This window comes from Pseudomonas syringae, assembly GCF_021605415.1.
In the GTDB taxonomy this organism is placed as follows: domain Bacteria; phylum Pseudomonadota; class Gammaproteobacteria; order Pseudomonadales; family Pseudomonadaceae; genus Aquipseudomonas; species Aquipseudomonas syringae_S.
In genome coordinates this window covers 1-19,651 of record NZ_WKEQ01000004.1, presented here as the reverse complement: position 1 = coordinate 19,651, position 19,651 = coordinate 1, and the positions used below count along the sequence as shown (strand labels likewise).

At 60.7% G+C, this 19,651-nt stretch carries 15 protein-coding genes; 6 read left to right on the top strand and 9 right to left on the bottom strand.

Annotated elements, in window-relative coordinates:
• Positions 1-31: 31 nt before the first annotated feature.
• Together katG and GIW69_RS03700 are read right to left on the bottom strand one after the other, a co-directional pair.
• Positions 32-2,302 (bottom strand): catalase/peroxidase HPI, encoded by a 2,271-nt coding sequence (gene katG / locus GIW69_RS03705; RefSeq protein WP_236480777.1) that lies wholly within the window; start codon positions 2,300-2,302, stop codon positions 32-34.
• A gap of 157 nt (positions 2,303-2,459) precedes the next feature.
• Positions 2,460-4,670 carry an LTA synthase family protein gene (locus GIW69_RS03700; protein ID WP_236480776.1) on the bottom strand — a complete coding sequence of 737 codons (2,211 nt, stop codon included), beginning with the start codon at positions 4,668-4,670 and terminating at the stop codon, positions 2,460-2,462.
• A gap of 439 nt (positions 4,671-5,109) precedes the next feature.
• On the opposite strand from GIW69_RS03700, the gene GIW69_RS03695 reads away from it, so the two are divergent.
• The 4 genes from GIW69_RS03695 to GIW69_RS03680 are packed head-to-tail and all read left to right on the top strand — an operon-like array spanning position 5,110 to position 10,897.
• Positions 5,110-6,282, top strand: a complete 1,173-nt coding sequence (locus tag GIW69_RS03695; RefSeq protein ID WP_236480775.1) for an ABC transporter substrate-binding protein — start codon at positions 5,110-5,112, stop codon at positions 6,280-6,282.
• 51 nt (positions 6,283-6,333) lie between these two features.
• Positions 6,334-7,203, top strand: a complete 870-nt coding sequence (locus GIW69_RS03690) for a branched-chain amino acid ABC transporter permease (protein ID WP_236480774.1) — start codon at positions 6,334-6,336, stop codon at positions 7,201-7,203.
• Entirely contained in the window at positions 7,200-9,695 is a 2,496-nt protein-coding gene (locus GIW69_RS03685) for an ATP-binding cassette domain-containing protein (protein ID WP_236480773.1), read from the top strand. Before GIW69_RS03690 ends, GIW69_RS03685 begins: the two co-directional genes overlap by 4 nt.
• Positions 9,692-10,897: an amidohydrolase family protein gene (locus GIW69_RS03680; RefSeq protein ID WP_236480772.1), complete on the top strand. Its 1,206-nt coding sequence runs from the start codon at positions 9,692-9,694 to the stop codon at positions 10,895-10,897. Before GIW69_RS03685 ends, GIW69_RS03680 begins: the two co-directional genes overlap by 4 nt.
• Here GIW69_RS03680 and GIW69_RS03675 read toward each other — a convergent pair whose 3' ends face one another.
• The 7 genes from GIW69_RS03675 to GIW69_RS03645 all read right to left on the bottom strand — a co-directional run bounded on the left by GIW69_RS03675 (position 10,898) and on the right by GIW69_RS03645 (position 18,169).
• Positions 10,898-11,593 (bottom strand): GntR family transcriptional regulator, encoded by a 696-nt coding sequence (locus tag GIW69_RS03675; RefSeq protein ID WP_236480771.1) that lies wholly within the window; start codon positions 11,591-11,593, stop codon positions 10,898-10,900.
• A gap of 81 nt (positions 11,594-11,674) precedes the next feature.
• Positions 11,675-13,246 carry a gamma-glutamyltransferase gene (locus GIW69_RS03670; protein ID WP_236480770.1) on the bottom strand — a complete coding sequence of 524 codons (1,572 nt, stop codon included), beginning with the start codon at positions 13,244-13,246 and terminating at the stop codon, positions 11,675-11,677.
• 196 nt (positions 13,247-13,442) lie between these two features.
• On the bottom strand, positions 13,443-13,922 hold the full coding sequence (locus GIW69_RS03665) for a copper chaperone PCu(A)C (protein WP_236480769.1): 480 nt from the start codon (positions 13,920-13,922) through the stop codon (positions 13,443-13,445).
• Complete coding sequence (locus GIW69_RS03660) at positions 13,922-14,527, bottom strand: SCO family protein (protein ID WP_236480768.1); 606 nt, start codon at positions 14,525-14,527, stop codon at positions 13,922-13,924. The genes GIW69_RS03665 and GIW69_RS03660 overlap by 1 nt, the downstream gene beginning before the upstream one ends.
• 359 nt (positions 14,528-14,886) lie before the next feature.
• Complete coding sequence (locus tag GIW69_RS03655; protein WP_236480767.1) at positions 14,887-17,271, bottom strand: DUF3772 domain-containing protein; 2,385 nt, start codon at positions 17,269-17,271, stop codon at positions 14,887-14,889.
• An 81-nt stretch (positions 17,272-17,352) separates the two neighbouring features.
• Positions 17,353-17,811 carry a metallophosphoesterase family protein gene (locus GIW69_RS03650; RefSeq protein WP_236480766.1) on the bottom strand — a complete coding sequence of 153 codons (459 nt, stop codon included), beginning with the start codon at positions 17,809-17,811 and terminating at the stop codon, positions 17,353-17,355.
• A gap of 127 nt (positions 17,812-17,938) precedes the next feature.
• Positions 17,939-18,169, bottom strand: coding sequence for a hypothetical protein (locus GIW69_RS03645; RefSeq protein WP_236480765.1), 231 nt, complete (start codon positions 18,167-18,169; stop codon positions 17,939-17,941).
• Between the two features lie 176 nt (positions 18,170-18,345).
• Between GIW69_RS03645 and GIW69_RS03640 the strand changes: the two genes are divergently transcribed.
• A complete protein-coding gene (locus GIW69_RS03640) occupies positions 18,346-19,053 on the top strand; it encodes a TetR/AcrR family transcriptional regulator (RefSeq protein ID WP_236480764.1) in 708 nt (235 codons plus the stop codon).
• Positions 19,043-19,651, top strand: a 609-nt coding sequence (locus tag GIW69_RS03635) for an NAD(P)-binding domain-containing protein (RefSeq protein ID WP_236480763.1), incomplete at its 3' end; no start/stop codon positions are given. The genes GIW69_RS03640 and GIW69_RS03635, both read left to right, overlap by 11 nt.

The window sequence follows — 19,651 nt, the reverse complement described above, 5'->3', positions numbered from 1 at the left end:
GGCAGGCCCGGCTCCTACCGGGTTTTCTGTGTCAGCTGGATTTGAGATCAAACCGATCCAGATTCATCACCTTCGTCCACGCCGCCACAAAGTCTTTCACAAACTGCTCTTTCGCATCGCTGCTGGCATAGACCTCTGCGATTGCGCGTAATTGCGCATTCGAACCGAAGACCAGGTCGACCCGGGTTGCCGTCCATTTCACGTTGCCGTTCTTGCGGTCACGTCCTTCGTATTCGTCATTGGTCGGCGAGGTCGGTTTCCATTCCACGCTCATGTCCAGCAGGTGGGTGAAGAAGTCGTTGGTCAACGCTTCCGGCCGGTCGGTGAACACGCCGTGACGTGTCTGCCCGACATTGGTGTTCAGCACACGCAGACCACCGATCAACGCAGTCATTTCTGGCGCGGACAAGGTCAGCAGTTGGGCTTTGTCGATCAGCAACGCTTCGGCCGAGACGCGGTATCTGCCTTTGCTGTAATTGCGGAAACCATCAGCAATCGGCTCAAGAAAGCCGAACGACTCGACGTCCGTCTGTTCCTGAGTGGCATCGACCCGTCCCGGTGAAAACGGCACGGTGACCGAAGCCCCGGCATTTCTCGCCGCTTGCTCAATACCGGCATTGCCCGCGATGACGATCAGATCCGCCAGTGACACCTTCTTCCCGGACGAACCACCATTGAACTCACCCTGAATGCCTTCAAGCGTCGTCAGGACTTTGTCCAGTTGTTCAGGCTGATTGGCCGCCCAGAATTTCTGCGGAGCCAGACGCAGACGTCCGCCATTGGCGCCGCCGCGCTTGTCGGAGCCCCGGAATGTCGAAGCGGCGGCCCATGCGGTGGAGACCAGTTGCGGTACCGTCAGCCCTGAGGCCAATACCTGGCTCTTCAGTGCATTGACGTCGCCGTCATCGATGGGGGCGCCCGATGCATCCGGCAGTGGGTCTTGCCAGAGCAATTCTTCCTCGGGCATTTCTGGCCCGAGATAGCGCGACAATGGGCCCATGTCACGGTGAATCAGTTTGTACCAGGCCCGTGAGAAGGCGTCGGCCAGTTGCTCGGGATTGGCCAGGAAGCGTCGGGCGATCGGTTCGTAGATGGGGTCGAAGCGTAACGCGAGGTCAGACGTGAGCATGGTCGGGAAGCGACGTTTTTGCGGATCAAACGCATCTGGAATCGTGCCAGCGCCGGCGCCGTTTTTCGGTTTCCACTGATTTGCGCCCGCCGGACTCTTCATCAGCTCCCATTCGAAGCCGAACAGGTTTTCCAGATAATTGTTGCTCCACTTCGTCGGCGTGGTAGTCCACGTCACTTCGAGGCCGCTGGTGATGGTGTCGGGCCCTTTGCCGGTGCCGAACGTGCTTTTCCAGCCCAGCCCTTGTTCTTCAAGGCCCGCGGCTTCCGGTTCAGGGCCGACGTTTTCGGCAGGGCCGGCGCCGTGGGTTTTACCGAAGGCGTGACCGCCAGCAATCAGCGCCACGGTTTCTTCATCGTTCATGGCCATGCGGCCGAAGGTTTCCCGGATGTCCTTCGCCGAGGCGACCGGATCGGGATTCCCTTCGGGGCCTTCCGGATTCACATAAATCAGCCCCATCTGCACGGCAGCGAGAGGGTTTTCAAGGTTACGACCCTGATCGGTGCGGCTTTCTTCATTGCCATGTTCTGCGGCTTCGGCCACCAGCGTGCCTTCGCCTGGTTCCTGCATGACTTCTTTATTGCCGTAGCGACTGTCGCCACCGAGCCATTTGGTTTCCGAGCCCCAGTACACATCTTCATCCGGTTCCCAGACATCCGGACGTCCGCCGGAAAACCCGAACGTCTTGAAGCCCATGGATTCCAGCGCGACGTTGCCGGTGAGGACAATCAGGTCAGCCCAGGAAATGTTACGGCCATATTTTTGTTTGACCGGCCAGAGCAGTCGGCGGGCTTTGTCTAGGCTGACGTTATCGGGCCAGCTATTGAGAGGGGCGAAACGTTGTTGCCCGGAGCCTGCGCCACCCCGGCCATCGGCAGTGCGGTAGGTGCCGGCACTGTGCCAGGCCATGCGCACGAAGAGTGGGCCATAGTGGCCGAAGTCCGCTGGCCACCAGTCCTGTGATTCGGTCATCAGCGCAGCGATATCGCGCTTCAGCGCCTGGAAGTCGAGGCTTTTGAAAGCCTTGGCGTAGTCGAAATCCTTGCCCAGCGGGTCGGACTTGGGCGAGTGCTGACTGAGGATTTTCAGGTTCAGTTGGTCGGGCCACCAGTCGCGGTTGGTTGTGCCACCGCCGGCGGCGTGATTGAACGGGCATTTCGATTCGTTTGCCATGTTCGGATCCTTATCAGGTCTTTCGCGGCCGGCTCGTGCCGACTTCGGACTTGTAAGGCTAGACCCGACTTGGTAAGTCGGCTAATAGGCCGACTATTGGACACTGATAGCCAGAGTCTTTTACCCGAGCGGCCTAATTACAGGCGAACGAAAGTGATCAGCTCGACTGTGCGGCGTCGTCATCCGGCACGTCATCAAGGATGTCTTCCTGCCCCGGCAGCTCGGTGATCACGCTGAAATCACTGACTTCCACCGCACCGAGCCCATAGCCCAGCAAATGAAAGGAGAACGCCTTGCGCGATTGCGGGTTGTCGAAAGTGAAATCCATTTCCAGCGGTTGATCCGGCGTGACCACCATTTCTTCTGGCAGACCCAGTTGCACATCCTGTTCAAACTCTTTGGCCTTGAGCAGGATGGTGGCTGTCTGCTGCGGGTCGGCGGAGCGCACGGTGAGGCGCACGCGGGTGTAAGAGCCTTTGGGCATTTCGAGGTATTGCGCACCGATCAGGTTGTCGGCCCAGTCATCCTTGATCTGCGCTTGCAGTGGAATGATGTTGGAACTGCCGAATTGATAATGCTGATTCAACGGTGTGCGCAGCAACGACAAATCCAGCGCGGTGGCCCGGGCGGCGATCTCGCGGGCGCGCTGGCTGTTGTAGTTGCCTTTGAACGTGGCGCTTTCGGCGATGAAACCCTCGCTGGCGTAGTAGCGGCAACGGCGCGGCATGTCACATTCGGCAAGGGTGCCCTGACCGTCGTGATAGCGCAGCTTGCCGTTGGTGAACGACATGATTTGCCGCCCGCTATCGTAGTCACGGAATAGCGAACGGCCGCTGAGGGCGGTGGGAACCGGCAGGTCGAAGTAATCGAGGATCGAGGCGCTCAGGTCGACATGACCATAGACCCCGGCATTCAGGCGCGGCAGTTGTTCTTGTTCTGGTGCCAACGTCAGATTGAAACCCCAGGACGACGCCAGGCGCACGCCGTCGATACCATGAGATTCATCCGACGTGATGACGACCAGTGTGTCTTTCAATACGCCCTGACGCTCAAGGCGGGTGAGGAACTGGTCGATGGCATCGTCCAGGTAACCGACGGCGGCCTGTTTCGGCGTTTCGTAGCGTTCCAGATAGTCTTCGGGTGCCGAGTAGGGCTGATGAGTGCCGACAGTCAGTAACGTCAACATCCACGGTTGTTTCTGTTTCTTGAGTTGGCTGACGTAGTCCAGCGCGCCTTCAAAGAAGGCCTTGTCATCCTTGCCCCACGGGAATTCCAGATAGTTGCTGTTGGTGAACCACTCCAGACCGTGGGTCGCGTCGAAACCGATGTGCGGCATGATCTTGTCTTTGGCCATGAAGCGCAGGCCGGCACCCTGGAGATAATGCGTCGCGAAGCCCCGCTCGCGCAGTTGCGCCGGCAGGCAGGCTTTGTTGCGTTCGTGCAGGGTGAGCATCTCCACGCCTTTGGGCGTGCCGTTATCGAGCTTGTCGTAATCACCACACAGCATCGAATACAGCCCGCGAATGGTCTGGTGGGTATGAAGCACGTAATCCGGGGTGTTCATGCCGCGCTCGGCCCAGCGGCTGAGCTTGGGCATCAGGTCTTCCTGATAGTGGCCGTGCATGGCTTCGCGGTTGGCGGCGATGTATGCACCGGGAATACCTTCCAGGGTGACGATCAGCACGTTGCGCGCACGGCCTGGCGCATCAAGAAGCTTGCGGCCATTGAGGTCGAGTTGGGTCAGCGCGGTCATGTCTGGGGTAACCATTTCCCTGTCGCCGGCCAGCCATTCTTCAGCATCGCCTTGCAGGTCGGCGACTTGGGCGGCGAACAATTGGTGCGGCAGGTTATACAGACGCCACGGATCAGCATCGGAAGGCGACAGATTCTGCGTGGCCCAATGGGCGGTGAATAGCACCAGCGGGGTTGCCCAGACTACGCGGGGCAGAGCGGGTGAGGGCGTGTTGCGATTGGCCCAGCGGGTCGCCAGCCACAATAGCAGCGCCAGCAATAACGCAATCGCCACTTCAGGATGGGCGAAGCCTCCGCCGGTGGAATTTTCCACGAATTGCGGGTCAATCAGGTAATGAATGTCCGATGGCGTCGGCAATCGGCCCACGGCGCTGACCAGTTCGGCCGTCGTCACGGCCAGCAATCCCCAGAACAGCAGCACCGGCAGCACCAGCCATAATGGACGGCGGTGCAGCGCCACCACCAGCAGGCTGCCGATGGCCAGATCCGACAAATAGCCCGGCGGCGTCGACCAGCCGAGGGTCGCGCGCAAACATACCGGCACGATCAGCACCAGGCTGATGAGCGAAATGAGACGGGCGTTCGGGTGCCGCAACCAGCGCAAAAAAGCGTTCACTAAAAAACCTTTTAGCCATCAAAACGTCACAAAAGTATGCGCGATGATACCAATTGCAAACAGCCGGATTGCGGATTTAAACGTGTGCGACATTTCCGATAGGAGACGTCGGAATGAAAAAGGGCATGTGCCGAGGTGAATCTCGCTTCCTGCCCGCAGCGTTGCTGGCCTCAAGCCATGGCCGGTTAATTGTTTCAGACTGTTTATCAATGATCAGCGTCCCATCGCTGTGGATTGCTAACAATCGGTCATCAGGCTGAACCAATTCCCCAGTGAGGTACGCTTTGTCCGCTGTGTGAAAGTGGTGCGTCACGCACGCAATCTGTGCGTATCTGTTGACTTGCAACCATCGAAACCACTGGAAACAGGCGTCGCCAAAGGTGGCATCCAGTTTGCTAGCAATGTCATGACGACTACTCGCACTCTGGAGAAAAACAAGATGCCGACGCGCTTTTCGCTCAAACGATTGTTGCCGTGCGCAGCGATCACCTCGCTGATATTGACCACAGCCGTTCACGCTGCCGAGCCGATCAAGGTTGGCCTGGTAGCCGCGTTGTCCGGGCAATCGGCCAAATCCGGAGAAGCGCTGACGCGCGGCTTGAGCATCGCCATCGACGAGGTCAATGCCGCTGGCGGTGTGTTGGGTCGCCCGCTGGAACTGGTTCGCCGTGACGACGAAAGCAATCCGTCCAAAGGTATGTTGGCGGCGCGCGAGCTGATCCAGCGGGAAAAGGTTTCGCTGCTGTTCGGTGGCCTCGATACGCCGGTGTCGCTGGCGATCGTGCCGTTGGCCAATCAGTTGAAAGTGCCGTTCATGGGCATCTGGGCCGCTGGCACGAAGATCACCGAGAACGGCGCGGCCGACAACTATGTGTTTCGCGTTTCGGCGGTTGATGAGCTGGTCGACGAAGCGCTGGTGGATTACGGGGTGCGCACCCAAGGGATGAAGAAACCCGGGCTGATCCTCATCAACAACCCGTGGGGCGAATCCAACGAGGCCGGGTTCAAGCGCGCCTTGGCCAAACGCGGCATGGCGGATGCCGGGGTCGAGCGGATTCAGGACAGCGACCTCGACGTGGTGCCGCAACTGGCGCGATTGAAAGCGGCGGGGGCCGACAGCTTGTTGATGGTCGGCAACGTCGGGCCGTCTGCGCAAGTGGTCAAATCGCTTGATCGCATGGGTTGGGACGTGCCGGTAGTGTCGCACTGGGGCCCGGCGGGTGGTCGCTTCGGCGAGTTGGCCGGCGCCAATGCCGGGCGCGTGCACTTCATTCAAACCTACGTGTTTACGGACACCAACTCCCCGCGCGGCGATGCGGTGCTGGCGGCGCTCAAGCAGCGTTACGCGGTCAAGACCCTCGCCGACGTGACTCCGGCTGTCGGCATTGCCAACGCCTATGACGCCTTGCACCTCAGCGCGCTGGCGATTGCTGCTGCCGGCAGCACCGATGGCAAAGCGGTGCGTGACGGTTTTTATGCGATCCAGAACTACGACGGCCTGATCAAGAACTACAAACAGCCGTTCAGCACCGAGCGCCACGATGCCCTCGGCCCGCAGGATTACGTGTTCACCCGTTTCGACGGTGACCGCATCGTTCCGGTCGCTCCCTGACTCACCTGCACAGGCCGGCGCGCCATGACGTGCCGGCCGGAGGATTTGCGCATGATCACCGCCACACTTCTGGCCGGTCTGGGGCTGGGCAGCATGTATGCCTTGCTGGCCCTGGGGTTTCACATCACGTATGTGGTGTCTCGCACGGTGAATTTCGCCCAGGGCAGCGCGATGATGCTCGGCGCGGTGTTGGGTTACAGCTTCAGCGTGACCTGGCACTGGCCGGCGTGGCTGGCGTTCCCCACCGCACTGGCGTTGGCCGCCGTTTATGGACTGGTCATCGAGCGTTTTCTCGTTCGCCCGTTTCATTCACGTGGCTCGCAAGCCTGGCTGATGGCGACGGTGGCCGGCGGTATTCTCGTGGACAATTTGGTGATGTTCACCTTCGGCAAGGAGCCTCGGCAATTTGTCAGCGTGCTGACCGAACACAGCGTGCAAATGGCTGGCAGCCAAGTGTCGTGGTTGCAGTTGTTGATCCCGGTGATCGGTGCCGGTGTGGCGCTGGCGTTGTGGCTGGTGCGGCGGCATACGCGCCTGGGCAAAGTGCTCGAAGCCTGCGTGCAGAACCCGCAAGCGGCGATGCTCATGGGCATTCGCGTAAAGCGCGTGGTGGCCGTGGCGTTTGCCGTGTCGACGGTGTTCGCAGCGGTCGCGGGGCTGTTGATTGCGCCGCTGTTCAGCGTCAATGCCGAAATGGGCACTTTGTTCGGCCTCAAGGCTTTTGCCGTGGCGATTCTTGGCGGCATCACCAGCGCCGGCGGGGTGTTTGCGGCCGGGCTGTTGTTTGGATTGGTTGAAGCGGCCGTGACCCTGTATTTCGGGTCGGCCTTCACCCAGATCTTCACCTTTGCGCTGGTCATCGTGACGCTTGCCATTCGCCCGGACGGACTGTTCGGCTTCAAATCGTGGGTGAAAGTATGAGCGCTGCCCGTCATTCTCTGGCGCCGCTGGCGCTTCTGGCGTTGGGCATTGGCTGCGCGATCGCGGCGTTTTTGCTCGACAGTTATTCGTTGCTGGTGCTGACCCTTTGCGCGCTGGCGACAGTGGTCGGTGTCGGCCTGAACATACTCATCGGCCTGACCGGGCAGATTTCCTTCGGCCACATCGCGTTCTACGCGTTAGGCGCCTATGCCTCGGCGCTGTTGACGATGGCCGGATGGCCGCTGCCGGCGGCCATGGCGGTCGCCGCCGTGGTCAACGCGGTGATCGGCGGCTTGCTGGCGATTCCGGCATTGCGGGTCAAGGGGCCGTATCTGGCGATGATCACCATTGCCTTCGCGTTTGTCGTCCATCACGGATTGATCGAGTGGCGCAGCGTCACGGGCGGTTCGAATGGCTTGATGGGCATCTTGATGCCGGAATTCGGCAGTCTCGATCCGGCAATTGCGCTGGCACTGATTGCTGTGGCGCTGATGATTGTTGCGCTGGGCTTCTACCTGCGTTTGCGCACCAGCCGTTGGGGGCTGGCGATGCTGGCGGTGAAGTCCTCGGAAATCGCCGCACGCTCGATTGGCCTCAATCCTGTGCTGGCGAAAACATTGGCCTTCGCATTGTCGGCAGCGCTGACCGGTGTCGCCGGCTCCTTGGTGGCACCATTGATGATGTTCATCAATCCCGAGTCGTTTCCGTTCAGCCAGTCGATCTTGTTTGTGCTCGCGGTCATTGTCGGCGGCAGCGGCACGTTGTTCGGGCCGTTGCTAGGTGCCTTGCTGATTGTGCTGCTGCCCGAGGCGTTGTCGGATTTCGCCGAATATCGCCTGCTGATATTCGCTGCGCTGTTGCTTTGCGTGTTGTGGTTGGCGCCGGACGGTGTGCTTGGCGCGCTGGCTCGGCGTTGGTGGCGGCCAATTGATCAACGGGCGCCGACGCTGGTGGAATCGACCCGGTTGCGCGAGTTCTTCAAGGGCTGTGGCGCCGGGTTGCGCGTGGAAGACATCGGCATCCGTTTCGGCGGTGTACAGGCTGCACAAAACGTCAGTCTGCACGCGCCGGCCGGCAGCATCACCAGCCTGATCGGCCCCAACGGCGCCGGCAAAAGCACGGTGTTGAACCTGATCAGCGGTTTTTACACGCCCGATCAGGGCCGAATCAGCCTCGACGGCGGCGAGCCCTTGGCGGGCCTGCCATCCTGGAAAGTCGCGCGCGCCGGCATCGGCCGCACCTACCAGACGACGCTGCTTTTTGCAGAACTGTCGGTATTGGAAAACCTGCTGGTGGCGATGCAGGGCGGGCGCATGGGCTCACCGTTCTGCGCCGCCGATGCCGAGCAAAAAGCCTTGGCGCTGGATCTGCTCGCGCTGGTGGGGTACAGCGGCTCGGTGAATCTGCCGGCCGAGCAATTGCCTCACGTTGACCGCCGTTTGGTGGAAATCGCCCGTTCCCTGGCGACGCGACCGAAAGTGCTGCTGCTTGATGAGCCTGCCGCCGGACTGGGTCGACAAGACACTGATCGACTCGCCGGACTGTTGCGCCGTCTCGCCGGGTTCGGTCTGACCATCGTTTTGGTGGAGCACGACATGCCGTTGGTCATGGCGGTGTCAGAGCAATTGCTGGTGCTCGACGCCGGCAAGCCGATCGCCGCCGGTGCGCCGGCCGACGTGCGGGCCAATCCACACGTAATTGCTGCGTATCTGGGAGGGACGCAGTATCAGGCACAGCCTCGTAAGGCGTTGTGGGACGGCAGTCGCGATGCGCGGTTGTTCATCAAAAACCTGAGTATCGATTACGGTGCCGCCCCGGTCGTTGACGGCGTCGATCTGCTGGTCAATCCCGGTGAACTGGTGGCAATTCTTGGCGCCAACGGTGCGGGCAAATCGAGCATTCTCCAATGCCTCGCCGGCCTGCATGGCGCGGCGGCCGGCAGCAGCATTTTATTGGATGACGTGGAAATCGCGGGGTGCGACGCCAGCGAAATCGCCGTTCGCGGCTTGGCGCTGGTGCCGGAGGGACGGCAGGTGTTCGGGCAGTTGAGCGTGCGCGACAACCTGTTGCTGGGCGGTTATTCGCGCCGCGACGCCTTCGATGCCGACGCCGAAATCGAAGCGATCCTCCGCCGTTTCCCGCGCCTGCGTGATCGCATCGACAGCCCGGCCGGTTTGCTCTCTGGCGGCGAACAGCAAATGGTCGCGGTCGGTCGCGGCTTGATGGCAAAACCGAAAATCCTCTTGCTCGATGAGCCGACCCTCGGCCTGTCACCTGCAATGATCGGCGAACTGTATGACGCCCTCGCGACCTTGCGTGATGAAGGCATGACGCTGTTGCTGGTGGATCAGATGGCCAACCTCGCACTGCAGGTCGCCGACCGCGCCTACGTGCTGGAAAACGGTCGCATCGTCAACAGCGGCAGCGCCGCGCAATTGCGTGACGATCCGCAACTGGAAGCGGCTTATCTGGGCGAAGGAGCATCGGCATGAATGCCTTGAAAATCCTCTGCGCGAACGGCGACGAGCGTTATGTGCGCGACGGCTTTTTCGTGGAAGAACTGAATCCCGACGACCCCTTCGACACTCTCGACATCGGCGACCGCTATCTGCATCCGGGCCTGGTCGAGACTCACCTCCATCTGGACAAGGCCTGCATCCTCGAACGCTGCCAACTGCACGCGGGCACCCTCGCTGAAGCCATCGCCCAGACCCGTGCGGCCAAGGCTGATTTCACCGTAGAGGACGTATATCGACGCGGCGCGTCGGTGCTGGAACAGGCGATTGTGCAAGGCACGATGCACATGCGTACCCATGTCGAGCTTGATCCGCAGATCGGTCTGATCGGTTTCAACGCGGTGCGGCAGTTGCAGGCGGATTACGCCTGGGCTGTGACACTGGAAATCTGCGTGTTCCCCCAGGAAGGCCTGCTCGACAACCCCGGCACCGAAGAACTGTTGTGCGCGGCTCTAGAGAATGGCGCGACAGTGCTCGGCGGCTGTCCGTACATGGATCGCGATCCGGGCGCGCAGATTCGTCGTCTGTTCGAGATGGCTGTGCGCTACGACTGCGATCTCGATCTGCACCTGGATTTCGATCTCGACCCGGCCGGCATGACCGTCCCCGAAGTGATCCGCTGCACCGAGCAACACGGTTGGGGCGGGCGCGTGACCATCGGCCATGTCACCAAGCTCTCGGCGCTGCCCTTGGCGCATTTGCGCGAGATCGGCCAGGCGCTGGCGATGGCCGGGGTGCAGGTGACGTGTTTGCCGTCCACGGATCTGTTCTTGACCGGCCGCGAGCAATTTCACCACAAGCCTCGGGGGCTGGCGCCGCTGGAGCAGTTGCATGAATGCGGCGTGACCTGTTCGATCTCCACCAACAATATCGGCAACCCGTTCACGCCCTATGGCGATGCATCGCTGGTGCGTCAGGCCAATCTGTTCGCCAACGTCAGCCAATTGGGCACCGATGCGCAATTGCAACGGTGCCTGGGCTGGGTGTCGAGCGAATCGGCGCGGCTGTTGCGCCTGGCGGATTACGGTCTGACCCCGGGTTGTCGGGCGGACTTTGTGGTCTTCGACGCGCCGGATCCGGCAGCAGTGGTGGGGCGGATCAGTGCGCCGCTGATGGGCTTCAAGGCCGGGCGCAAGACGTTCGAGAGAGCCCGGCCGCAATTGCTGCGGCCTGACTGATCAGAGGCCGGACAGCGCGTCACGCAGATTGATTTCCGGTTCTGGCTGTTCATCCAGGGCGAGTTGTTCTTCCAGTTCGTCCAGATGTTCCAGCATCACCGCCACGGCTTTGTCTTGCTGGCCATTTTCCAGGGCGGTGATGATTTCCTGGTGCTCGTCCGAGGCACAGGACGGCACGTCGTTGCGCTGGTAAAGCGAGACGATCAGCGAACTGCGCACCATCAGGTTGGCGAGGATTTCACTCAGCACCGTGTTGCCGCAGATTTCCCCAAGCAGCAAATGAAATTCGCTGAGTTCGCGGACGATGGCCCGGCGATCCGTGGCGTTGGTCGCCGCGCGCTCGTTGTTGAGGTGGCGACTGATGCGTTCCTGCTGCTTGAGCATGATCGCCGGGGTGATGCATTCGACGATGGCGCGCTCGATCGCGCGGCGGGCGGCAAACACTTCCCGGGCTTCGCGCGCGCTGGGTTGCGACACCATGGCGCCGCGATTCGGTTCGATGGTGATGATGCGTTGCATCGCCAGGCGTTGCAGTGCCACTTGCACATGGTTGCGGTTGGCTTGCAGTGTCTCGACGATCTGCGCTTCGATCAGCCGCGTGCCGGGACGCAACCGATGTTGGGCGATGCCTTTGGACAGCACATCGACGATGCGCTGGACTTCGAGTTGCTTGGCAGTAACGGTCTTTGAGGCCATCGGTTCCTCTATGGCGGCGACGCGGCAGGCGGGTGCGGCGGGCATTATCCGCCAGTGCCGGTCGCCCGGCAAACGTCGTGATCAGCCGTGCTGGCCGAGGGCGCAACCCTGGCCTCGCGGGTCATGCATTGCCTGGCGGATGCCGTCCGGTTGCACGGCGATGATCCCGGCCTGACCGGTGTAAGCATTGAGCGGCGCAATGGTTTCCACGCCGTGGCCGAGCGTGGCGAGACCGTTGATGACCGCCTCGCCGACATCAGCTTCGAGCTTGAGATTGTCGGTGCCGTCGAAAAAACTGCGGCCGAGCAGGAAACGCGGCGTGGACAGAGCTTCGTCGATGGGACGGGCGAAGTCGATCAGTTGGGTCGCCAGCACCAGTTGCGTCTGCGGTTGGCCATCGCCGCCCTGGGTACCGAAAAACAACTGGCGGCCGTCATCGGCGAGGTAGCACGACGGATTGAGGGTATGCGCCGGTCGCGCACCCGGCGCCCACGCGTTGGGATGGTCGGGTATGGCACTGAAACCGGCTGCGCGGTTTTGCCACAACACGCCGGTATCGCCCATGACCACGCCGGAGCCGAAATCGTGGAACAGACTCTGGATCAGGCACGCGGTGCGGCCCTCGACGTCGGTGGCGGCCATCCATGCGGTGTCGGCCGGGCGACCGACTTCATTCCACGGGTGCGCCTGTTCTGGGTTGATGTAAGCGGCGTACTCGGCCGCGAACTCGGCACTGAGGCTGGCGTTGCAATCCCAGCCCGAGCGGCGCGGGTCGTGGAGTTCGGCGTTGCGTCGCAACAGGCCTTGTTTGATCGCTTCGACCAGGTGGTGGTAATAGGCGACGCTGCCGTTGCCGCACGCTGCCAGATTCGTCTCGCCGAGCGCGAGCATCGCTTGCAGGGTGTAAAGACCCTGGCAGGGCGGGGCGATGTTGAACAGTCGACCCTGGCGATAGCGGATCGACAGCGGCGCAACTTCATCGGCGCGGGTGGCTTGCAGATCCGCCAGCGTCAGGCCGCAGTCCAGGCGCTGGAAGTGTTCGGCGAAGGCCTCAGCCAGTTCACCTTGATAAAAGTCGTCAATGCCTCGCCGGGCGAGTTGGTCGAGGGTGTCGGCCAGTTGCGGTTGGCGCAGCACATCGCCTTCGCGCAGCCAGCGGCCTTCGGTCTTGCACAGTGAATGAAGGTCGGGAAGGGTCTCGATCAACGCTTCGCGATGGCTTTGCCAGAACAGTTGCGAAGTCGACACCGGCGCACCCGCGCGGGCGATGTGGGCGGCATCGGCAAGCAGTTCACGCCAGCTCATGCGCGAACCCCATTCAGCGGCGCTGATGCCTTGGGCCGTGCGCCAACTGGCCAGTGCACCGGCGGCGGTCGCCACGCTGCCGGGCCCGCGCAAATCGATGCGACCGCTGCCCGGCAAGCGTTGCCCGGCCTGGCCGATCCCCATGATGGTGCGCACGCGTCCATCATGCAGCAACCACAGGGCATCGCCGCCCAGGCCGGTCATGTGCGGATACACCACGCCCAACACGGCGCTGGCCGCGAGCATCGCATCGATGGCGCTGCCGCCCTCGTCGAGAATTCGCAGGCCGGCGGCGCTGGCTTCGGGGTGAGGAGAGCAAATAACGCCACGGCGGGATTCGGCCATCATGGGTGTTCAGTCCTTTATTGCTAGCGATTGTTATTTGTTGGCTAGCAATCGCTGTGCCGTACCTCTGATCGGTACCTTGAACCGTTACAGGCGCGTTTGGTTACAAGGCGGGGAAGGGAGTTGATTGAACGCAAACGGGGCGGCCTGATCGTCGATCATGCCGCCCCGTTCGGGTTGACGCCGTTGGCGCAGACGATCAATGCATTTTGCTGTGATCGTGTTCCGCCATGTTGTTCAGTGCCTTGACCGGCGCCTTCACTTGGATCGTTTCTTTTTCACCCTTGGCGTTTTCAACGGTGAGGATCAGCGGCACGGTGTCGCCTTCCTTCACCTGGCCGGTCAGGCCCATCAACATGACGTGATAACCGCTCGGATCGAAGTTGACGGTTTTGCCGGCCGGCAACGCGACCGACTTCACCGGGCCCATGCTCATGACGTCGTTTTTCATGGTCATTTCGTGGATCTGCACGTCTTTGGCCACGGGCGAGGCCACGCTGAGCAACTGGCTGTCCGTTTCGGCAGTGACTGTCATAAACGCGCCGGTCGCCGACTGGCTCGGCACGGTCGCGCGAACCCAGGCGTCGTCTACTGTCGTCGCCGCCGCTGCCTGGAACGCCAGACCCAGCAGGGACAGACCCAGTACAGCGCGTTTGATGTTGTTCAGAACGGGGTGCATCAGCAAACCTCCATGACGGTCAGCAAATCTTCCGTGCACTCTTGTGCCGAAAGCGATTGGGACAGGCCCAGGCGCAAGGTGCCCCGGGAGTCGTAGACATAACTGGTGGCGGTGTGCGACAGGGTATAAGTGTCGCCGGCGGGAACCTTCTCGTAGAACACGTCGAATTCCTTGGCCGTGGCCGCGGTTTCTTCCAGCGTGCCGTACAGCGCGACAAACGTCGGATCGAAGGTTTTGACGTAGGTGTCGAGGATTTCAGGCGTGTCGCGTTCCGGATCCAGCGTGATGAAAATCACCTGCAAGCGGTCGCCGTCCTTGCCCATCAGCTTCTTGCACTGCGCCGCGCGGGCGAGGGTGGTCGGGCAAACGGCGGGACACTGGGTGAAGCCGAAAAACACCATCGGCATCATCCCGCGAAAGCTCGACAGGGTCATTTCCTCGCCGTCGGTGTTCTTCAACCTGAAGGTACGGCCCATGATCTTGTCGCTCAGATCCTTGCCGTATTTGTACGACAGTTGGCCACGTGTGTCGCAACCAGCGAGCAGGCCAAGCCCCAGCACGCCCATTCCCGCAAGCACCTTGCGGCGAGTCAACAAAGCCGTCATCTAATACCGCCCATTACTGGCCCGCCGGTCGAGAGGACGGGCGGACGGGTTAACCGTAAAAGCGGCGCATGATACCAAACCGGACGACCGTACCGGCTGACAGGGTGTCGCAGGTCGATAAAAGGTGTAAGGGGAAGTGACCAGGGGTGATGTGTCGGATATTCCGGGTCATCGCAGAACACGGTAGGAGCGAGCCTGCTCGCGAAGACGCCGGTTCAGGCGATGAAGATGTTGGCTGTGCTTCTGCCTTCGCTGGCAAGTCAGCTCCCACAGGGATCTGCGGTGAAAGTGGAGAATCGGTACACGCCACCGAACTTTTTGGAGCTGCCGAAGGCTGCGATCTTTTGATCTTTTGATCTTCAAACCGCCGTCGGCGCTTTCGCCAGTTCAATCCCCGCCGCGCCCAACCGTTTGAGAATCTCGAACAGCAAATCGCTTTTCGTCGTGCCCACGATCCTCGGGCTGGCGACGTAACCGGTCACCGTGAGGGTGATGCCATCGGGGCTGAGTTTGCTGAAACGCACGAACGGCGCCGGTTTTTCGAGAATGGTTTCGTGCTCCTGATACGTGTCGTACAGCAGGTTTTTCACTTCTTCAGGGTCGATGTCCAGCGGGAATACCAGTTCGAGGGTCGCGACGCCCTGGGCAGTGCCGCCAAGGGTGACGTTACGCAGGTTTTGCGAGATCAATTGCGAATTGGGCACGATGACGATCGAGCGGTCAGCGAGCTGGATCTCCGTAGCGCGCACGTTGATGCGTCGGATGTCGCCCTCGACGCCGCTGATGCTGATGAGGTCGCCGACTTTGACCGGGCGCTCGGTGAGCAGGATCAGCCCGGAGACAAAGTTCTTGACGATTTCCTGCAAGCCGAAACCAATGCCCACGGACAACGCGCTGACGATCCACGCCAGATTCGTCCAGCGCACGCCCAGCGAGGACAGCGTCAGCAGAATGACCGCCGCATAACCGATGTTGGCAAACAGCGTACTGAGCGAGGCACACATGCCCGGATCCATGTCGGTCTTGGGCAGAAACTCGTTATCGAGCCAGCGGCGCAGGGCGCGAATCAGGTAGATGCCGATTAGCAGCGCGAGCATGGCGTTGAGCAAATGCCCGGGAACGATGTTGAATTTTCGCAGACCCGCGCCGCCGAGGGTCGTGAGGATGTTGCTGACCAGTTGCCCGAGCGTCGTGCCAATGCCGCCGACAAACAGCGTGACCACCGACAGCAAAATCAACCCGGCACGACCGGCGCCGGACAGCAATGTTTCTGCTTGTTCCAGCCGGCGGTCACTCATGCCCAACAGTTGTTTCAGAGCCTTGCCGCTGGAATACCGGGGCGAGAACAGGTATTCGCAAGCGTCTTTGAGCAATTGGATCAGCAGGTAAAACCCGGACAGCACAATGAACGCCCACACCAGTTCGTAAGTGACGAATCGGGCCAGCGACACATAACCGGTCAGCAGCGCGATCAACGACACCAGCATCGCGACGCTGGCGACGGTGTACAAAATGCCGGCGAAGGTACTGCCTGCCGCCGGTGTGGCATCGCCTGCCGCCAACGCTTTTCGAACTTTGCCGGTACGCAACAGCAGCGTCGCAATGATGCAAAACACTGCCAGCGCGACTACGCCCCGCCCGGCGATGACGATCTGGCTGCTCATGCCGGCGGCGTTGATGACTTGCACCGCCGTCACCAGCACCAGCAACGTGGCAGCAAGGATCCGACCGAAAGGCTTGAGCGTCAGCGCCACCGGATCGGCAATCGCCGGCAAGCGCCAGGACGGATGTTCAGTCGACAACAATGCACGACTCAACGCGGTGACCATGACGCAGGCGTAGACTACTTTTTCGAACTCTTCGGAAAAGGTCGCCAGTGTCGGTGTCAACGGTGAATAGCGGGTGCAGGCATAAAACAACAATTGCAGCGCAATGCCGGTGGTCACGATGGTGGACAGCGCCGACGCGCACGCCAGCGAACTGCGCCGCAGCCGTCCTTCGGGCATTCGGTGAATGCACAACCAGGACATCCAGCGGTCGGCGAGCCTTCGACCGAGCGTCCAGACAATCAACGCCAGCACGATCAATACGCTCGTGTATAACCGCTGCCCGGGCTGCCAGACCACCGCTGCGCTGTCGGCCACTTGATCGAAAAAAGTGTTCACCCGCTGACGGTCGTCCGGCGATGGACCAAGCAATGGCAGCCAGAATCCCGGGCTCAAAATGCTGTGAGTGCGCAGAGTCAGTTCGCTCTCCAGCAGGCTGCGACGAATGCCGGCGATTTGCGTGATCAGCTCAGCGGCGCTGTCTTTCAATAGAGCCAGATTCTTCAGGGCCGTGTCGACTCTGGTCTTCTGCTCGATCAGCGCGGCCCTTTGTGCGGCGATATCCGCCTGCTCCGGTGCGACATCATCCACCGGCGCCGCGCCCAGCACGCCCAATTGCACGGCCAACTGAGCCTGCTGCGGCAACAGCGCGGCGGACAATTGATCGACATCCAGAATGAACGTTTGCACCCGATCCTGTGGGGCTTCGAGTTGACTGTAATTGTTGGCCGACGAAATCTGCTGTTTCAGGGCATCGAGGCGTTGCTGCAGGTTTTGCAGGTCGCTTTGACTGACGCCGGGCAGCGGGGCGGCGGCGGTGGTATTGGGTGTGACTGTCTGTTCGGCGGCTGACAGTGCCATGCCGCTTGAGAACAGCGTCAGCGCGATAAAAAACAACGACTTCAATGTGTTGCACATGAGCGTGCCCGACTCTGGTTGATCACACAGGGTATGAGGTTAGGTGATTGCGTCGGTTATCGAGGAAAAGATTCAGTTGAGTCAGGGCAGGAGGGGAATCAGGCGGGGTTCGAGCGACTCGGCCTGGACATCAAGAAGCGCCAGTGTGACCGGCAGTTTGAAGCGCCGACGACCGGCGCTGCCCGGGTTCACGAAGAGAACTTCGTCACGCCGTTCGATGCACGGTTTGTGCGAGTGGCCGGTGATGACCAGATTGATGTTTTCATCAAGATTGGCGGCGACGTCCGCCATGTCATGCACCAGCAATGCGTGCCAACCGTTGAGATTCAGACGCAGGCGGTCCGGCAGATCGCTTGCCCAGGCTGCATCGAGATCGTTGTTGCCACGTACGGCATGGACAGGGGCAATGGTGGCCAGTTGCTGAAGGATTTCCGCTGCGCCGATGTCGCCTGCGTGGATGATTTGCTCGCAGCCCTGCAGGGCGGCGATAGCTTCGGGGCGGAGCAGGCCGTGGGTGTCGGAGATGATGCCGATTTTCATGGGGTGAATTTACCCTCCAGCGTGTTCGGTAATAACCGTGCTATCAACCCCGCGCATAAAGCTGAGATAGCCGAGGCGTATAAATAGAAGGGCGCTCAAGGCGCCCGACTGAGCTTATTCGGCCATCTTAATTCCCATCAGCGACCTTACGCTCGATCTCGTCGACTTTGCGCTGAAGTTCTTCGGCGTCCTGCTCTTTGGTTCGGGTAGAAGAGGGCGTGATGGTTTCATCCACGCCGCGAGTTTTGTCATCAGGATCCTGTAGATCCCGTTCGACCACATTCACAGGTTTGCCGGAAGCATCAGTAGGTGGTGCGTTCGGGGTTGTCTGCGGGTCGGTGTGTTTGTCGTCATTCATGGGTACTTACCTCCATTGGCTCATTGCTTTGGAGGTGATGCGACGGCGAGGAGTTCGATTTTTTCGACCGGGCACGGGTGGGCCGCGTCTTTCAACTGTACGCCGATGTACAGCACATGTACGTCATGGTTCCGGGCGTGTACAGTTGGGCCTCGGCACCGCATGAAGGTTTTAAAATGGCCCAGGCAGGAAAGACAAAAACCAAGGCTCAGGACTCTGGCTGGCGAGGCTCTGTCGACGTCTGGCTCGACGCCGCTTACGAGGCGCTCAAGGAGTCCGGTGTTGATGCCGTACGCGTGATGCCACTGGCCAAGCAGCTGAACTTATCGCGCACCAGTTTTTACTGGTTCTACGAAGATCGCGAGCAGTTGCTGGCAGCATTGCTGACCAAGTGGCGGGACATGAACAGCGGCGGGCTGGTCGCGCAGTGCGAGAGTTATTCGGAGAGCATCTGCGAAGGCATTCTTAATGTTTTCGAATGCTGGCTGAATCCAGAACTGTTCGACTCCCAGTTCGAGTTCGCGGTGCGCAGTTGGGCGTTGCAGTCGGCGGAAGTCGCGGCGGAAATTGCCATCGCCGACGACGCGCGGATCAGTGCACTGTCCGGCATGTTCCGGCGTTTCGGCTATGACATTGACGCGGCGGACGCCCGGGCGCGGACGATCTACCTCACGCAGATCGGCTACATCACCATGAAAACCACCGAAGACATCGTCGTGCGTTTTCGTCGAATACCGCATTACGTGACCATATTCACCGGCAAGGCACCGAAGCGCCGGGAACTGGATCGCTTCTTTGGCAAGTTTGGTTATGCGGAAAAAGAGCCCGGTGTGTTTGGGCCCTTGGTGGAGACCTTCGAGGAGCCTGCGTCGGATGAACAATAAAACCTTGGGAATCATTGGCGGCACCGGTTGGTTGGGCCGTGGGATTGCTGATGCGGCGCTCGACAGTGGATTGATTGCGGCGGGGCGGTTGCTGGTGTCGAATCGTTCGGGTGGCGACGCCTGGCGGACGGATGTGCGGTTATTGAGCGACAACCAGGAGTTGATCGAGCTCAGCGATATCGTGGTGCTGTCGGTTCGGCCGGATCAGTTTCGGGAATTGCGGATTGATGCTCGCGGCAAGCTTCTGATCTCGCTCGTGGCTGGGCTTTCGGCGTCGGCCATCACCGTGGCGACAGGTGCTGAGCACGTGGTACGGGCGATGCCTAATGCTGCTGTGGAGATTCGGCAATCGTATACGCCTTGGTTCAGTGGCGGGATCCTTGAACAGTCGGATCGTGATGCGGTGCAGCGGTTGTTCGAAACTGTCGGTGCGGCGGATGAAGTGCCGAACGAGGATTGCATCGATTACTTGAGCGCACTTTCCGGAACTGGGCCTGCGTTTCCTGCATTGCTGTATACGGCGTTGACTAACCAGGCTGTGGCGGCGGGAATTCCCGAGGCGATAGCCCGACGCGCTGCGCATGGGGTTGTGGTAGGG

Bases quoted from the DNA above. Each gene is read 5' to 3' on its own strand.
- katG (WP_236480777.1), bottom strand. From the start codon at position 2,302: ATGGCAAACGAATCGAAATGCCCGTTCAATCACGCCGCCGGCGGTGGC.
- GIW69_RS03695 (WP_236480775.1), top strand. From the start codon at position 5,110: ATGCCGACGCGCTTTTCGCTCAAACGATTGTTGCCGTGCGCAGCGATC.
- GIW69_RS03660 (WP_236480768.1), bottom strand. From the start codon at position 14,527: ATGACGGCTTTGTTGACTCGCCGCAAGGTGCTTGCGGGAATGGGCGTG.
- GIW69_RS03670 (WP_236480770.1), bottom strand. From the start codon at position 13,246: ATGATGGCCGAATCCCGCCGTGGCGTTATTTGCTCTCCTCACCCCGAA.
- GIW69_RS03690 (WP_236480774.1), top strand. From the start codon at position 6,334: ATGATCACCGCCACACTTCTGGCCGGTCTGGGGCTGGGCAGCATGTAT.
- GIW69_RS03665 (WP_236480769.1), bottom strand. From the start codon at position 13,922: ATGCACCCCGTTCTGAACAACATCAAACGCGCTGTACTGGGTCTGTCC.
- GIW69_RS03650 (WP_236480766.1), bottom strand. From the start codon at position 17,811: ATGAAAATCGGCATCATCTCCGACACCCACGGCCTGCTCCGCCCCGAA.
- GIW69_RS03640 (WP_236480764.1), top strand. From the start codon at position 18,346: ATGGCCCAGGCAGGAAAGACAAAAACCAAGGCTCAGGACTCTGGCTGG.
- GIW69_RS03655 (WP_236480767.1), bottom strand. From the start codon at position 17,271: ATGTGCAACACATTGAAGTCGTTGTTTTTTATCGCGCTGACGCTGTTC.
- GIW69_RS03645 (WP_236480765.1), bottom strand. From the start codon at position 18,169: ATGAATGACGACAAACACACCGACCCGCAGACAACCCCGAACGCACCA.
- GIW69_RS03680 (WP_236480772.1), top strand. From the start codon at position 9,692: ATGAATGCCTTGAAAATCCTCTGCGCGAACGGCGACGAGCGTTATGTG.
- GIW69_RS03685 (WP_236480773.1), top strand. From the start codon at position 7,200: ATGAGCGCTGCCCGTCATTCTCTGGCGCCGCTGGCGCTTCTGGCGTTG.
- GIW69_RS03675 (WP_236480771.1), bottom strand. From the start codon at position 11,593: ATGGCCTCAAAGACCGTTACTGCCAAGCAACTCGAAGTCCAGCGCATC.